The organism is Bhargavaea ullalensis, assembly GCF_042432615.1.
GTDB classification, from domain to species: Bacteria; Bacillota; Bacilli; order Bacillales_A; family Planococcaceae; genus Bhargavaea; species Bhargavaea ullalensis.
This window is the reverse complement of the sequence record NZ_JBHLWY010000043.1, coordinates 238960-253807: the sequence shown is the minus strand read 5'-3', so window position 1 is coordinate 253807 and position 14848 is coordinate 238960. Positions and strand designations below refer to the sequence as shown.

Genomic DNA, 14848 nt, shown 5'->3' with positions numbered 1-14848 from the left:
AGTAGTAAAATGGATATACGACGAAAGTTCCGCTATCATAAACGTCACCAAGACATTTAAAGAAAGAAAGGGAAACTCATTTTGGCAAAGCTTTGGAAAAGATATAAAGAGGCTTCGTTCATCCTGAAGGTTTCGGTCATGTTCGTGGCCGGCATCATCCTCGGGCTCCTCATCGGCGACCAGGCCATCGTCCTGAAACCCGTCGGCACGCTGCTCATCCACCTGCTCAGCTTCGTCGCGATTCCGATCGTGTTCTTGACGGTCATCTTGGCGGTCAATCAGATGAACATCGCCACGCTCGGCAAATTGGGTGCGAAGCTCATCTTCTACTACACGGCGACAACGGCCGCTGCCGTCCTGATCGGCATCAGTCTGGCACTCTGGATCAGTCCGGGCAAGGGGCTGACCCTCCCCCATGCGCCGGTCGACCCGCCGCAGACCCCGCATATTTCCGACATCCTGCTGCAGGTCGTGCCGGAAAACCTGTTCTCGGCATTCGCGTCGGGCGATCTGCTCGCCATCATGTTCACAGCCATTGTGATGGGCGCCGCGCTGTCCGCGATGAACTTCTCCAAGGATCCTCAGCTCGCGGAACAGGGCCAGCTGCTCGGCGGAGTGGTTGCCGCCCTGAACAAATTGTTTTATAAAATCCTGGACGGCGTGCTGCTCGTTGCTCCGATCGGCATCGGGGCGATCAGCGCCGTCACTTTCGGCACCCAGGGACTGGGCACCCTGCTCTCACTGTCCAAGTTCCTCGCCGTGTTTTATCTCGGCATCCTGATCCACTGGACAGTCGTCTATACGTTCTTCCTCCGGTTTGCCGGATTCCACGTCATCCCGTTCTTGAAGGATACGAAGGAAGCCTACGGCACGGCGTTCTTTACATCGAGCAGCCTGGCGTCGCTTCCGGTCGCGATCAAGTCCGCCCAAAAAGCGGGCATCTCCGAACGGGTCGCCAACTTCTCCCTGCCGCTCGGCGCCGTGTTCAACTCGGACGGCGGCGCGCTGCGCATGGGTGCCTCCATCGTGTTCGCCGCCAACATCATGGACCTGAACCTGTCGTTTTCCGACCTGTTCCTCATCGTCCTGATCGGCACGGTCATCTCCGTCGGGACCGCCGGGGTGCCGGCAGCCGGACTCATCACCTTGTCCGTCGTCCTCGGCGTGTTCGGCCTGCCGCTTGAGATCGTGGCGCTCATCGCCGGCATCGATGCCCTCATCGGGATGGGCGGCACCGCCTCGAACGTCATGGGCGACATCGTCGGCGCCGCGTTCATCGATGGCCGGAAGCGCCGGAAATCACCGGCTTATCCGGAATAAAAACGAATCAGCCCCCCAAGCGGGAGCTGATTCGTTTTTTTAGTGTTTCGGGTACTGTTCCTGCAGGAAAGCGACCGTATGGCGAATGAGTTCCTGAAGCACACTCAAGTCGATGTCATCCACTTTGTTGATGTAGACGCACGCCTTTCCTCTCGTGTGCTTTCCGAAGTCCTTCAACAACTCGTCGGTTTTCGGATCCCCGGCCAGGTACAGGCTGATCTTCGCTTTCCGCGGCGAAAAGCCGACGAGCGGCGCATCGCCCTCGTGACCGGACGCGTACTTGTAATGATACCGGCCGAACCCGATGATGCTCGGCCCCCACATCTTCGCCGGGTATCCCGTCACCTCCGTGAACAAATCCAGCAGCCTATAGGCATCCTGGCGTTTTTTCGCATTCTCCACTTCTTCGATGAACTCCAACACATCGCGATCCGTCTCTTTCGTTTTCAGCTCGTACATGCGTCCATCGCCTCCCATTATGATTCATGATTCGGCACGTCCTGAACGTTCACCTTTATTATTGAGTCTTTCCCGTTCCATCCGTCTGCCTGTGTTCGTCTTCACACGGATTCCGCTGAACGTACTCCGGCCGGTTGCCCATGATGCCCTTCTCGGGATCCAGGCGGCCATCCGCTCCTTCGCTTTCGGGATGACTGGAAAATTTATGTCCGGATAGACTTCTCGCAAACGGCCATTCTAATGGCAACAAAGGAGGGGAAACCACATGCCAAACAACAACAACTCGAACAAACTTGTTGTCCCGGGCGTCCGCCAGGCACTCGACCAGATGAAGGAAGAGATCGCCAACGAATTCGGCGTTCAAATGGGCTCTGAAACGACAGCGCGTGCCAACGGATCCGTCGGCGGAGAAATCACCAAGCGCCTCGTCCGCCAAGCCCAGCAGCAAATGAAGGGCACACAGGAATAAAATAAACTTTAGAATAGGATGGCCTGAAACAATACGACCATACGAAAACCCGTCGGCGGGAACTTTCCCCGCCGACGGGTTTTATGATGGAAACGCCCCAATGCTCCTGGGTTTATTCCTCCGTCACTTCGAATGCCATCCGGATCGCCGGCATGGCCGAGCCCGGATGATCCGTCGAGTAGGTGAGTTGGGGGACGATCGTCATGTCCGTGTCCTTGTCTTTCTGTTGGTAGATACCCGGATACAGGTCGATCATGTGATGGCCCGGCTCGCCGGTCGCAATGAGATCGAATGTCAGGTTGCCCTGGCTGTTGAATGAGCACATGTATCCGCTGAATGCATTGTCGTATGTCAGATAATAGGCATTGTCGAATTCAGTCCAGCCGCCTCCGTTGATCGTCACTTCAATCTTCGTGCCGACCGGGCCGGACTTCGGTTCCATGCTGACGATCGACGGCAGGATCCGAAAGTACGCCTGTCCGACCACTTCATCACCCGACTTCAAGTCGATGCGATGCGGGATGCCGCCGAGGTCGTCCGGCACTTCAAAATCATACGTGAGGCTACCGTCCGCATCCGCTTGTATTTTGTCCAGCACCGTCTCTTCCTCGGCGAAACCAAGACCGCTCACCCGGTTGCCTTTCATCGTGTTCCAGACAAGCTCGACTTCCGAGTCCGCCGCCAGCCCGGATGCCGACAGAGTGACTGATTCACCGACTGTGCCGGCCTCTTTGTCGAGCATAACGTCCACGCCTTTTGCTTGCTTGAGTTCCGGCATATTGACGCCGCCCGCGATTTCCGGAATATCCTCCACCCGGTTTTCAACATTTGTCTCCCCGTCGGTCACTTCAAACAGGAAATCCGGCTCCGGCTTGTCGGTATACGGAGACTGCTTCCAGTTGATGTATGGACTTCCGAGATAGCCTGTCCTCAAGCGGATTGCGTGCTGGCCTACAGGACCGCTTGCCCGGATCTTCGCTTCTGCCGTCCCTTCCGTGGCAATAGCCGAGACAAATCCGGTATATGCATTGTCATACGTCAATTGCCAGTTTCGTGCATACGTGCTCCAGCCGAGGCCCTCCATCTTGATGGTAATCTCTGTCCCGGCAGGACCGGACTCCGGCTCCATCGTAAATGTCGGGTGCACGGTAAACGCCGTCTGACCGATTTTGCCGTCTTTATCTGCCACATATACGGTATAATCTCCGCCAAATCCCTCCGGCACTTCAAAAGAACCCGACCACTTGCCTTCTGCATCGCTCTTGCCTTCCAGCAGTGTCATATCCTCTTCTTCAAATTCAGGTCCTACATAAACGTAATTGTCTTCTGTTACATGGCGTCCGGTCACCTTCGGCCAGATGAGCCGGACGTCAGAATCCGGCTCAAGCTCGTCGACCTTGAACTCGACCCGGTCACGCACGACTCCTATCATCGCCGACAGCTCGATATTGTTCATCATTGCCGTCTCTTCATTTTTGGCCGCGGATTGCTGCTCTGTCGCTTCATCCGCTTTGGCCTCCGAATCTGCCGACGGCTGGCCACTGCACGCGGCAAGCGCCACGGCCAGCAGCGAAGCCGCCGCCAGCATCCCCCACTTTCCAGGTTTTCTTTCCATTGTACTGCCCCCCATTTCTACCGGTTCCCATCAGGAAGACGGCTGTTCTTCCTCCTCGGGCTCTACGATCATCAGCTTCGACGGCGTCACGTCGAATGGATGCAGTTCCACTTTTGCATCTCCGCTCTCACCTGTGATGTAGTAATCGAGCGCGCCCGTCGGGGTGTCTTCCGTGACCGGGTAGGCCACCACCCAGAAGTTGTCCTGATCATGCGGACCGTATTCCATGTCGAGCGTCTCCCCGGTCGACAGGTGCACCTGAAGTTTAGCATCCTTCAGTTGCTCATTTGTCTCGGGATCAATCGCATTTGCCCGAAAGATGATTTTGTCCCCGGCCATAAACCGGCTCGCCAGTACGCAGCCACCCTGCTCGGACACCGTATCCCCCGAAAGAGCCAGCAACTCGCCCGAAGGCGCCGCGACATCCTGTGCACCCTCACCCTTCGTCGCCTCGTCTTCCTTGTCAGAACACGCAGACAGGACGAGCGCCGCAGAAAGCGCGCCGACCATCAAAAAGCGCATCTTCTTCATAAGCCTTTCCTCCCATCCCCAAAATCATTTGTTATACAAACAGACTACGCCTTTTGGATTATTTTATCAATTAAATAGACTGAACAATTAATCTACTGAAGTTACTCTGACATGAGGTATGTATCCCTTATCCAGCGTCAAACCTTCATCGTTTCCCCAAAAATTATGGAACATGCGGAAACCGCCGGCGGGAAAACAATTTCCTGCCGGCGGTTTCATACTAATCTTTATTGTTTACAATGTAGTCGCAACCTATTCATCAGCCGCGGCATCCAATTGGATCATCGCTTCCGCAACATCACAGATACTTAAATCGAAAGCCCGGAAGATTTTGTCGTATGTCTCCTGTCGATGGTGCAATTTTAGACTTAAGCTTCCTTCTTTTCAAAGTAGAAATGCAGTCGGTACACTGCAATTTGACGTGTCCAATCGTGAATTACACGACTTGATAGGCCGGACCCATTTTTCACCCGGATGCTGAAAGACCGGTTCTCAAAAGAAATCGTTCCGGTCCTGTCACTCCCGCTCCACTTCGTCATCGGCATCTTCGCAATCAGATCAGCCGTCCGCGTTTCGTCATATTCGATTAGCCGCTGACCGGTCTTGTCGCTCAGGTCTGCCCGCGTCCGGTACTCTTTCTCCATCAGGTACCGGTGGAAGAACGGGGCGACTTCTTCGGGCGTTACGGGGTCTGTCCAGTGCTTAAGACCTCTTGAGAGCATGTAAAGCAGGACGACCATTTTGTAACTCTTATTCATCCCGGTCTTTTCGACTTCGATGAACCAGTCTCTGTAAGTTTCCCAGACTTCCAGCTCTTCGTCATCCAGTTCCCCTGCGTAGGCCAGCATGCCAAAATAACTGCCGAATTCCTGTTTGACCGCTCTGGAATCGGCGTCGGCCTGCAGATGGTATTCCAGATAGTCTGGACGTCTTCCGAGTTCTCGTTTCAACTCAAAATAGGCGGCGACGAGTGCGTCTTTTCTCGGCGCCCGTTTTTTGGCCATCTCTTTCAGCAGGTTGACGACACTCAGATCCAGATTGAACTCGCATACTGCCGGAACCGCGGGCTCGGTGAATCTCCCCCGCTTTTCTCCGTAAGTGCCCGATTCGTCAAAGACGGCGAGTTTCACGTCTGCATTCCGGTAGTTTCCGATGAAGTCGATGATGACGCAGTGGCTTTTCCCATCCGCCAGGCGAAGCCCACGGCCGATCTGCTGGGTGTAGATGGTGAGGGATTCGGTCGGCCGGATGAAGAGCAGTGTGTCGACTTTCGGGATGTCGACGCCTTCGTTGAACAGGTCGACCGTAAAGATCACTTCAAGCCGGCCGGTTTCTAGCCGTCCGGTGGCCGAGCGGCGGTCTTCTTTCCCGGTGCGGCCGTGCAAGACGGCTGATCGGATCCCATTGGCGGTGAAGTATTCATTCATGAAGGCCGCCTGTTTGATGGATGAACAGAACACGATGGTGCGGGTCTGCTTGTGCTCCTGCCATGCCATAAAGATTTTTTCAGCAAACTCATCCCTCAGTTGGGCGACGAGCAGTTCTTCTTCGTCGTAGCGGGAGCCGAGCCAGCGGATGGCGTCATAATCTGTGTCATCATAGACGCCGAAATACTTGAACGGCGCCAGCCAGCCGCGCTCGATCGCTTCGAGGAAATGGATCGAGATGGCGACGTTACCGCCGCAGATCGCGTAGACGTCTTTATTGTCCATCCGGTCGGGGGTCGCCGTGATGCCGAGCAGGAACTTCGGTTTGAAGTAATCAAGCACCCGCTCATAAGTCGGGGCCGCCGCATGATGGAATTCGTCGACCACGATGAGGTCAAAATCATCCGGCGAGAATTCCTCCATATTGTGGCGGCTGCCGAGCGTATAGACGGAGGCAAAAGTGAAGTCCGCATCCGTTTTCTTTTCCGCTGCATTGAAGAGGCCGGCAGTTTTTCCAGGATGCACGCGCAAAAATGAATTCCTTGCCTGCAGCAGGATTTCTTCGCGGTGTGCGATGAACAGCACGCGCCTGAAGTTTGCCGCGAAAAAGGCGGCCAGATAGGTTTTCCCCAGCCCGGTCGCCAGTACGACCATGGCCCGGTCATACTCCTCTTCCATCGTGGCGCGGAGCGCGTTGAGGGCCATTTCCTGCGCTGGCCGGGGCGTTAGCGGTTCGGCGCTGTACGTTTCCGCGGTTTCCGCAATCTCCTGCGATTCTCCCGGACCGAGCATCAACTCGGTTTCTTCTGCTTCCGACCAGGCGGTGCTGATCGGCTTGGATTGGTTTGCTTCCTTATGTAGACGCTCGTATTCCGCGAGCGTTTCCCGGTTCAGCGGCACGGTCACTTCATGATAGAACAATTCGAGGTACCGGTCGTTCGCCTCTTCAAAAACACCTTGATCGGCTTCCGAAGGCGCAAGCAGGCTCCACTCCACGCCGGTCGTCAGGGCGGACCTGGAGAGATTCGATGATCCGACGATGAGGGTGTGGTTGTCCCGCTTTCCTCTAAACAGGTAAGCCTTCGGGTGGAAGCTGGCTCCCCCGCTCTGCCAGATCCGGATTTCCGCCTGCGGCAATTCCTCGATGAGCAGCCGGAGCGCTTCCGGCTGGGTGACGTACAGGTAGTCGCCGGTCAGGATTTTAATTGTAGTTCCCCGGCTTGCGGCTTCTTTGAGGAACGGCGACACCTTCCGCACGCCCGAAGCCATCGTGAATGCAGTCATCCAACTGATCTCGGAAGCATCTTTCGACAGCCGCTCCAGATGGCCGATCAGTTCGGAAGTGATCAGTTGGAGCTTAGTCATCGATGACCTCGACGAGATAGATCTTCTCTTCAAACGCCCCCCGCTTCTCGGCTTTCTGTTCGCGGATCATGTCGAGCTGGTGGGGCGTGGCGCCGTGTGCAGCGGCAGTGGCATAGATGAGTTCCAGCATGTCGGCAAGTTCCTCGACGGCGGCGACGGCATTGTCGGCCGCCAGGTATTCCTGCAGCTCTTCCCCGAGTTTCTTCCTCAGTTCCTGCATGTATTCCTCATCATTTAAGATCCGGGTCTCCGGCTTCTTGCCGTCTTGTTCGATGATTTCCGGGATGCGGTCTCGGACAAGTTTGTTGTATACAGGCATTGATAGGCACCCTTTCTATTCCAGTTCTTTGAATTAAGCATAGCATGACCCGCTGGAAAACTCGACGCGGCGAGTCAAACGAGACTTTCCTTTTCAAGACGAGTAAACCGATACTTACAGCGAATCGTCCGATTCATTGATTGAGCAGATCGATTCCCCGTCCGGAAAGTCCGATTCCCTTTCCGAGCAGACCGATTCCAATGAAAAACCCCTGTTGCCAGAGGTTGATGCGGCTCCTCACTTCGCGTTCTCATCCGGCTGGTGTATGCCGAAGAGGTTGCCTTCCGTGTCGGTGTAGTAGCCCTGCCAGGCCATGCCGGGAAGGGCGTATTTGGCCAGGGCGACGGTGCCGCCGTTTTCGAGGATCTTTTCTTCGGTCTTGTCGTAGTGTTCCACGCCCATCGTGCAGGCGAAGCCGTTGAGGGGCTGGTTCTGTTGGGGCGGCAGGCTTTGCCGCTGCATGAGCGCGCCGTCGATGCCCGGTTCGTCCGCACTGCCGGTCACTGCTCCGAAGTACGGCATTCCGGCGTAATCCGTCCAGTCCTCAAACGTCCAGCCGAAGACTTCGCCGTAGAATTTCTTTGCCCGCTCCATGTCGTCCACATGGATTTCAAAGTGTACGAGTCGTCCCATCATCGAGTTCCTCCGTTTGCCGGAACCGGTTCCGATTCCAGGTGGTTTTTGAGTGCGTCCGGGTCTTTGGGACAGGCTTTGGTGAATGCGGCGCCATCATCTTGCTGAACCCTTTCGCCATGTAGGTTTAATTCCGCAATGGCCGCCTTTACACCTTCTTGAGAACATTAAATGTCAGAAAGATGAAACATTAGGGCGGGTGTATTCCGGATGTTTTCGTTATGCTGAAACCAGTAGCTTTTAAGCGGAGGTGTCGGGATGCGGAAAAAGTACGGACTGCTGCTCGGCGGGATCGGCGTGTCCAATTTCGGGAACTGGGTATATCTCGTGGCGCTGAATCTGCTCGTGCTGGAGATGACCGGATCGGCGGCTGCTGTGGCGGGGCTGTATGTCATCGGCCCGGCGGCGCGAATCTTGATGAATTTATTTGCCGGGTCGGTGATTGACCGGTCGGACAAAAAGCGGATGATGATCGTGTCTGACATCTTGCGGGGGCTGCTCGTCTTCCTCATGCCGTTCGCGGGGTCAATCTGGCTTGTCTACATGCTTGTGTTCTTCACGAATGCGGCCGGGGCGTTCTTCGGGCCGAGCTCGACGTTCGTGATCACGAAACTCGTGCCGGACGGGGATCGGCAGCGGTTTAATTCGTTCATGGGGATGATGAACTCGGGCGCGTTCGTACTTGGCCCGGCAACGGCGGGGGTTCTCATCCTGGCGTTTGGGACGACTTGGAGCATTTTCCTGAATGCCGCGACGTTCCTCGTCTGTGCAGGCTGCATCGCTCTCCTGCCCTCCCCTCCGGATGAACGGGAACCGGCTGCAGGGCGGCTGGACTGGCGGATGATCCGGACCGACTTTTCGGCGGTCCGCGGGTTCACGAAAGCTGCGCCGTTCTTCTTCCGCATCTACCTGCTGTTCCAGGTGACGCTCATGGTGGCGTTCGCCCTGGATTCCCAGGAAGTGACGTTCCTGAAGCAGGATCTCGGGCTCGACGACCGGCAGTACGGGCTCATTGTCAGCATCACGGGTGTCGGCTCCCTCATCGGTGCGTCGCTTGCGGCCGCTTTCGCAAAGACAGTATCTGTCCAGCGTTACATCGCGGGCGGCATGGTGATGACGATGGTCGGCTACGCCGCGTTCTACAGTTCGGGCGGCTTCTGGACCGCGACCGCTTCGTTCATCGTGCTCGGCGTGTTCATGGCGTTTTCAAATGCGGGATATGAGACGTTCTACCAGCGGACCGTGCCGACCACACTCATGGGCCGGTTCGGCAGTCTTGCGGCGATCTTCCAGAGCGTCCTGCAGATCGGGTTCACCTTGGTGCTCGGACTCGCGGCGGAGTGGTTCAGCGTGCGCGGTGCGGCCATCGGGTTTTCATTGCTGGCGGTCCTCCTGGCGGGCTTGCTCGCGGCGGCCGTTTTGGACAGGCGGAAGTCTGCACATTTCCAGGCGGAGCACGCTTGACCGGTTTTGTGAATCAAACCAGGGCCAGAGACGTCTGTTTCGTCTAAGGGAGGGGATTGGTTGAAAAGGCTGATGGGCGTGATGCTCGGTCTTGCGGTTTTTGTTGCCGGCTGTGGACAGGCCGAGGAGGATCCGATTGCGGATGAGATGGTGATCGACGGGACTGTGCTGGAAGTGGAGGTCGGTCGTGTGCTCGTTGCGGAAAACATCGATCCGGAAACCTACGGGAAGATACGCGGCAAGGACTGGCAGGAGATGAGCGAGGAAGGGATCATGCTGATTTTCATTGGATTCGAAGAAGCAGACCGACTGAAGCCGGGCGACCGGGTGAAGGCGCAGATTGAGGGCGGCGTGGATGAATCGTATCCGGCTCAGGCGGAGGCGAGTGAGATTGAAGTGGTGGGCGGCTTTGAAGATGAATGAGTTGGAGGCGGACAAATGAAAGCAGAAGACAATCTGGAGAAATACGCGGACCCCGCGGCTTATGATGAGCGGCACGGCGGGTTTGCCGCGGATGTGGAGTTCATCCTAGAAGAGTTGGGAGAAGTGCCGGCAAGGGTGATTGATTTGGCGTGCGGCACCGGGCGGGTGTCGATTCCCCTTGTGCGGGCGGGTCACCGGGTGACGGGAGTGGATCTCCACGAGGGGATGATTGGGCGCGCCCGGGAGAAGGCGGATTCGGAAGGGCTCGATGTCCGGTTCCTCCTGCAGGACTGCCGTCATCTGGACCTCCCCGCTCCGGCAGATCTTATCGTGATGTCGGGGAACTCATTCCAGCATTTCCTGACGAACGAGGATCAGGATCTGCTGTTTGAAGCAGTGCGGCGCCATCTCTCCCCCGGCGGACGGTTCATCTTCGATACCCGCAATCCGGTGCTTCATGAGCTGGCGGAGCCCGACCGGTATGAAGAGTCGGCGGTGATCGGGGGACGGTCGGTCCGTGAGCTGCATACGGAGACTTACGATCCGGTGAGTCAGGTTCTGCGGTGTGAGACGGAGACGATTGACGGTGATCCCGTGCGCCGGGATGCCATTTCCCTACGCTATACCTATCCGCTCGAGATGGAACGGCTCGTACGGCAGCACGGTTTCGAGTTCGAAAGGCGATACGGGGACTGGCGGAGGGGCGAGTTTGTGCCTGGAAGCGGGCAGGTGGTGTGCGTGTGCAGGCTGATATAGTTCGCCGGTGATGCCAAGAGACCGATTCAGTCGGCTAAGAGTCCGATTGGGCCGTTTAAGAGTCCGATTCCACTCGCTAAGAGTCCGATTCTCGCTCGTAAGAGACCCATTCCGGCGCTCACCCATGCCGAAAACGGGCGCGGTCATCATTTTGTGACTGCGCCCGTTGTTGATTCAATATGTAGCGGCTGTGCGGTGCGTTTGACGGCCGCGTGGTAGATGGTGAAGGCGAGCGTGCTGCTGAGGAAGATGACGATCGCCATCGGCAGTGCGTTCTGGTCACCGGCGATGCCGACGAGCGGCGAGACGAGTCCCCCGCCGGCGAACGGGAGAATGCCGAGGAATGCGGAGGCGCTGCCTGCGATCTTGCCGTGGCGCTCCATGCCGAGCGAGAAGCCGGTCGTGTTCACGACGCCGACGCTTGAGACGACGAGGAACAGGGCAATAAGAATCACCCACATCGGCAAGGTCAGCCAGACGGCCGCCAGGAGCAGGAGGCCCCCGGTGAAGGAGGCGCCCACGCCCCATTTCATCATGCGGACTTCGCTGATCGATGCGGACAGCCTTCCCGTGAACTGTGCGGCGAGAATGATGCCGATGCCGTTGACGGCAAAGACGACCGAGAACTGCTGCGGCGTGGTGCCGTAGATGTTCTGCAGGACGAACGGGGAGCCGGCGATGTAGGCGAACATGCTGGTGGAGACGAATGCCTGCGCGAGCGCGACGCCCATGAAGGCGCGGTCTTTCAGCAGGGTGCCGAACGACTTGAATGTTTCCGAGAGTCCGCCGGTTTTCCGGTTCTGCTGCGGCAAGGTTTCGGGAAGCGTGAAGGCTACCGCGAACAGCATTAAGACGCCGATTGCGGCCAGGATCACGAAGACGAACCGCCAGGAGGCGAAGTTCATGACAATGCCGCCGAGCAGCGGGGCCAGAATCGGGGCGGCCCCGTTGACGAGTGCGAGCATCGCAATGAATTTGGTGAGCTCCTTGCCGGAGTAGAGATCACGGGAAGCGGCCCGCGCAATGACGATTCCCGCCGCGGCCGAGATTCCCTGAATCAGCCGGAGGCCGACGAAGATCCACACGTTGCTGCTGAACACGCAGAGCAGCGACGCCGCCGCATAGACGGTCAGGGTGAACAGGAGCGGCCGCCGCCTCCCCTTGATGTCGCTCATCGGGCCGAACACGAGCTGACCGATCGCCAGTCCGATAAGCGCGGCAGTGATGCTCAGCTGGGCGAAGGACGCCGTCGTGCCGAAATCATCCGCCACGCCGGGCAGTCCGGGCAAATACATATCCATGGACAGCGGCCCGAATGCGGTCAGCGATCCGAGCAACAGGACCATCCAGAGCCGGTTGTGGGAAACCGGTGGCTGCGATTCTTCGATTGATCCGCTATTACTGCTCATGTGCCACCACTTCCTTTCTTGATGCAAGGCATTGCCCCATTATACACGGAAAAGCGACCAGGTTTTAACCTGAATGGAGGAAAGCGTCCCACTCAAGTTCGAAAGCGACTCACTCGAGGCTGAATCCGTCTCACTCGGATGAATTAGCGACTCACTCGGACGCATTAGCGTCTCACTCGCATGCTCACCATAATTTCAGATAGAGGTATAATCCCCCTCCCCCTGCCCCACACTTGGCTCACAACCAATCGGGCAGGGGGAGATTTACATGTTGAAAGTCGAGCTACCGGTGATCAAAAAGGCGGCGGTGTATTCCAGGGCGACCCATTGGGGCAGGCGGCCGCTCCATGCAACGCAGGAAGAGAATGAGCGGACGCTTGTCGGGCTCATCGGGCGTCACTGTGAGTATGAAATTTTCCGCGAGGGCAGCAGTTTCAAGGAGAACGCGTCGGCGATGGCGATTCTGCGGGCGGTCGACGAGGGCGAGTTCGACGCGATTGTCGTGCCTCATGTGTATTCGTTCGGGCTGGCGCTGAAGTTCGACTGGGAGACGGTGTTCGGGCTCGTCGTGCTGCGCGGCATCCCGATCATCACACCAGATGTTGTGTATTCGACCGAGACGCTGTCGGACCTGAACGAGCTGAAGTTCCAAATGGATGCGATGCGGCTGGAGCATGAGATGAAGTTCGGTTCGGTGTGGGACCGTGTGCAGCCGACTTACACGCTCGATGCGAATCCAGTGCATCGCGGCAGTCTTTACGACAGCCGGACGGCACGGCGCTCGCGCAAGGAAGCGGGACGTCTCGCAAAGGTCCGTTCGCTGCTTGCCCGGCAGGAGACGAAGGCGGATCCGCTTATTTGAAGTCAATAAAGAAAAGACGCTCCGGCCTGATGCCGGAGCGTCTTCATGTGCAATCGCCTTTTAAAAGCGAATACATATACAGATCATCAAATTTCCCCTGTGTATACTCATAATGACGCAGCAGGCCCTCCCGCAGGAAGCCGTTCCTCTCGACCAATTTGATGGAGGGCCCATTCTCCGGCTCGATCAGAGCCTCGATCCGTTCAAGTTGGAGACGGTTGAATCCATAGTGCACGACCGCCCGCAGTGCCTCACCCGCCAAGCCTCTGCCCCAATAGTCATGGCTCAGTTCATACCCGATCTCCGCGCGGAAATGTCTGGCTTCGCGGTTGAGGAATCCGCAGCTTCCGATCATTTTCCCGGAATCCTTTAATGTGATGCCCCACCGGATGCCCGTTCCTTCGGCGTGGATTGACCGGTACCAGGCGATTTCATCCATTGCGTCAGCCGTGCTTTCAAACGGAGCCAGTCCCATATGCTTCACCACCCTGATATCCGTCAAGTACTGAAGCATGTCCGCTGCGTCCCCGTCTGTCGCTTCCCGAAGGATCAGCCGTTCTGTTGAAATCACCGGGAACTCAGTGCTCAAAATCTCCACCTCCCGATTCTTATTATACTCATCTCAATTCTCTTGGCGGAGAGGGTTAAGTGTATTTTCATGCTACATTGAAATCAAGTAAAAATGACGATAATGGAGGCGGTTCATTCATGACGGCAGCGATTGACGATTTCAGGAAACTGGACATCCGGATCGGCACGATCATCAGTGCCAGCCCGTTCCCAGAGGCGCGGACGCCGGCGATCAAGCTGGAGATCGACTTCGGGGAAGAACTCGGCACCCGGAAATCTTCCGCCCAGATCACGAAAAGGTATTTCCCCGAGGACCTTCCCGGACGGCAGGTGGTCGCCGTCGTGAACTTCCCGCCGATGCGCATCGCGGGCTTCAAATCCGAAGTGCTCGTCCTCGGCGGGGTTCCGGATGAGGGCGACGTCGTCTTGCTGAAGCCCGATCAGGCAGTTCCAAACGGGACAAAGGTTTCCTAACAAAAGCAGCCGCTCGGCTTGATTCCGGAACGGCTGCTTTTCTTATTCATCTTGTTGATATTCCAGTATGTCGCCCGGCTGGCAGTCGAGCGCCTTGCAGATGGCTTCGAGCGTCGAGAACCGGACCGCCTTGGCTTTTCCGGTTTTCAGGACGGACAGGTTCGCCATCGTGACGCCGACTTTTTCGGACAGTTCGGTGAGGCTCATTTTCCGCTTGGCCAGCATGACGTCCAGGTTGATAATGATCGGCATGTGGACCTCCTCAGACCGTCAAGTCGTTTTCAGTTTTGATGTCGATCGCATTTCGCACCAGTTTCTCGAGCACGGCGGCAAATACGGCCATCGTGAACGAGGCGAACACCATGCCCATCCCGATGACGACGAGCCCCGGCGCGTCGTCGACTTGCGCAAGGACAAATATCGGATAAAGCCCCGCCGCGTAAAACAAACCGATCAGGACGGCGAACCGTTTGATCCTCTTCAGCGAATGGACCGAGCCTTCCGAAAATGCGTCTCTTTGATCGATCCGGCTCAGCAGCCGGAATGCCTGCCAAAGCGCGGCAAAGAAGATGAGCGCCGTTGCGTACAGGACAACCAGCAGCCCGGTGACCGCATAGGCGACGTCCGTCCGGTAGTCTGGAATGTCGATTGCGAGCTGCGGCAGCGCAAAGATGCAGACGGCCAGGACCGGCAGTGCAAGCACGATGACCGCCGCCTTCAGGAACAGCGTTTCCCGCTTCATGAGAGACACC

At 57.1% G+C, this 14848-nt stretch carries 17 protein-coding genes; 7 read left to right on the top strand and 10 right to left on the bottom strand.

Features of this window, described 5'->3' with window-relative positions:
- The first annotated feature begins 81 nt into the window (after positions 1-81).
- A complete protein-coding gene (locus tag ACFFIY_RS13385; protein ID WP_354194654.1) occupies positions 82-1320 on the top strand; it encodes a dicarboxylate/amino acid:cation symporter in 1239 nt (412 codons plus the stop codon).
- A gap of 39 nt (positions 1321-1359) precedes the next feature.
- Here ACFFIY_RS13385 and ACFFIY_RS13380 read toward each other — a convergent pair whose 3' ends face one another.
- Positions 1360-1779 carry a DUF1801 domain-containing protein gene (locus ACFFIY_RS13380; protein ID WP_354194652.1) on the bottom strand — a complete coding sequence of 140 codons (420 nt, stop codon included), beginning with the start codon at positions 1777-1779 and terminating at the stop codon, positions 1360-1362.
- A gap of 265 nt (positions 1780-2044) precedes the next feature.
- Between ACFFIY_RS13380 and ACFFIY_RS13375 the strand changes: the two genes are divergently transcribed.
- Positions 2045-2248, top strand: a complete 204-nt coding sequence (locus ACFFIY_RS13375) for an alpha/beta-type small acid-soluble spore protein (RefSeq protein WP_354194650.1) — start codon at positions 2045-2047, stop codon at positions 2246-2248.
- A 112-nt stretch (positions 2249-2360) separates the two neighbouring features.
- Here ACFFIY_RS13375 and ACFFIY_RS13370 read toward each other — a convergent pair whose 3' ends face one another.
- From ACFFIY_RS13370 to ACFFIY_RS13350, 5 genes are all read right to left on the bottom strand, one after another.
- Complete coding sequence (locus ACFFIY_RS13370; RefSeq protein WP_354194648.1) at positions 2361-3863, bottom strand: hypothetical protein; 1503 nt, start codon at positions 3861-3863, stop codon at positions 2361-2363.
- A gap of 30 nt (positions 3864-3893) precedes the next feature.
- Entirely contained in the window at positions 3894-4394 is a 501-nt protein-coding gene (locus tag ACFFIY_RS13365) for a hypothetical protein (RefSeq protein ID WP_354194646.1), read from the bottom strand.
- A gap of 368 nt (positions 4395-4762) precedes the next feature.
- Positions 4763-7186, bottom strand: a complete 2424-nt coding sequence (locus ACFFIY_RS13360; RefSeq protein WP_354194644.1) for a DEAD/DEAH box helicase family protein — start codon at positions 7184-7186, stop codon at positions 4763-4765.
- Positions 7179-7505 (bottom strand): pyrophosphohydrolase domain-containing protein, encoded by a 327-nt coding sequence (locus ACFFIY_RS13355; protein ID WP_354194642.1) that lies wholly within the window; start codon positions 7503-7505, stop codon positions 7179-7181. The genes ACFFIY_RS13360 and ACFFIY_RS13355 overlap by 8 nt, the downstream gene beginning before the upstream one ends.
- Positions 7506-7742: 237 nt before the next feature.
- Positions 7743-8138: a VOC family protein gene (locus tag ACFFIY_RS13350; protein ID WP_354194640.1), complete on the bottom strand. Its 396-nt coding sequence runs from the start codon at positions 8136-8138 to the stop codon at positions 7743-7745.
- A 258-nt stretch (positions 8139-8396) separates the two neighbouring features.
- Here ACFFIY_RS13350 and ACFFIY_RS13345 point away from each other — a divergent pair, with 258 nt between their 5' ends.
- Genes ACFFIY_RS13345 through ACFFIY_RS13335 form a run of 3 tightly spaced genes read left to right on the top strand, consistent with a single transcriptional unit; the run spans position 8397 to position 10781 of the window.
- The gene (locus tag ACFFIY_RS13345; RefSeq protein ID WP_354194638.1) at positions 8397-9602 is read left to right on the top strand and encodes an MFS transporter; all 1206 of its coding nucleotides are present in this window, start codon (positions 8397-8399) and stop codon (positions 9600-9602) included.
- A gap of 60 nt (positions 9603-9662) precedes the next feature.
- The gene (locus tag ACFFIY_RS13340) at positions 9663-10025 is read left to right on the top strand and encodes a DUF3221 domain-containing protein (protein WP_354194636.1); all 363 of its coding nucleotides are present in this window, start codon (positions 9663-9665) and stop codon (positions 10023-10025) included.
- Between the two features lie 15 nt (positions 10026-10040).
- Entirely contained in the window at positions 10041-10781 is a 741-nt protein-coding gene (locus ACFFIY_RS13335; protein ID WP_354194634.1) for a class I SAM-dependent methyltransferase, read from the top strand.
- Between the two features lie 146 nt (positions 10782-10927).
- On the opposite strand, the gene ACFFIY_RS13330 is transcribed toward ACFFIY_RS13335, so the two are convergent.
- Positions 10928-12190, bottom strand: coding sequence for a multidrug effflux MFS transporter (locus ACFFIY_RS13330; protein ID WP_354194632.1), 1263 nt, complete (start codon positions 12188-12190; stop codon positions 10928-10930).
- A gap of 268 nt (positions 12191-12458) precedes the next feature.
- On the opposite strand from ACFFIY_RS13330, the gene ACFFIY_RS13325 reads away from it, so the two are divergent.
- The gene (locus tag ACFFIY_RS13325; RefSeq protein WP_354194630.1) at positions 12459-13052 is read left to right on the top strand and encodes a hypothetical protein; all 594 of its coding nucleotides are present in this window, start codon (positions 12459-12461) and stop codon (positions 13050-13052) included.
- A 43-nt stretch (positions 13053-13095) separates the two neighbouring features.
- Here the strand turns inward: ACFFIY_RS13325 and ACFFIY_RS13320 are convergent, their stop codons facing one another.
- Positions 13096-13641 carry a GNAT family N-acetyltransferase gene (locus ACFFIY_RS13320; RefSeq protein WP_354194627.1) on the bottom strand — a complete coding sequence of 182 codons (546 nt, stop codon included), beginning with the start codon at positions 13639-13641 and terminating at the stop codon, positions 13096-13098.
- Positions 13642-13760: 119 nt separating this feature from the next.
- On the opposite strand from ACFFIY_RS13320, the gene csaA reads away from it, so the two are divergent.
- Positions 13761-14096, top strand: coding sequence for a chaperone CsaA (gene csaA / locus ACFFIY_RS13315; RefSeq protein ID WP_354194625.1), 336 nt, complete (start codon positions 13761-13763; stop codon positions 14094-14096).
- A gap of 42 nt (positions 14097-14138) precedes the next feature.
- Here csaA and ACFFIY_RS13310 read toward each other — a convergent pair whose 3' ends face one another.
- Together ACFFIY_RS13310 and ACFFIY_RS13305 are read right to left on the bottom strand one after the other, a co-directional pair.
- Entirely contained in the window at positions 14139-14348 is a 210-nt protein-coding gene (locus ACFFIY_RS13310) for a helix-turn-helix domain-containing protein (protein WP_040225610.1), read from the bottom strand.
- A gap of 10 nt (positions 14349-14358) precedes the next feature.
- Positions 14359-14838 carry a DUF2975 domain-containing protein gene (locus tag ACFFIY_RS13305; RefSeq protein WP_354194622.1) on the bottom strand — a complete coding sequence of 160 codons (480 nt, stop codon included), beginning with the start codon at positions 14836-14838 and terminating at the stop codon, positions 14359-14361.
- Positions 14839-14848: the final 10 nt, after the last annotated feature.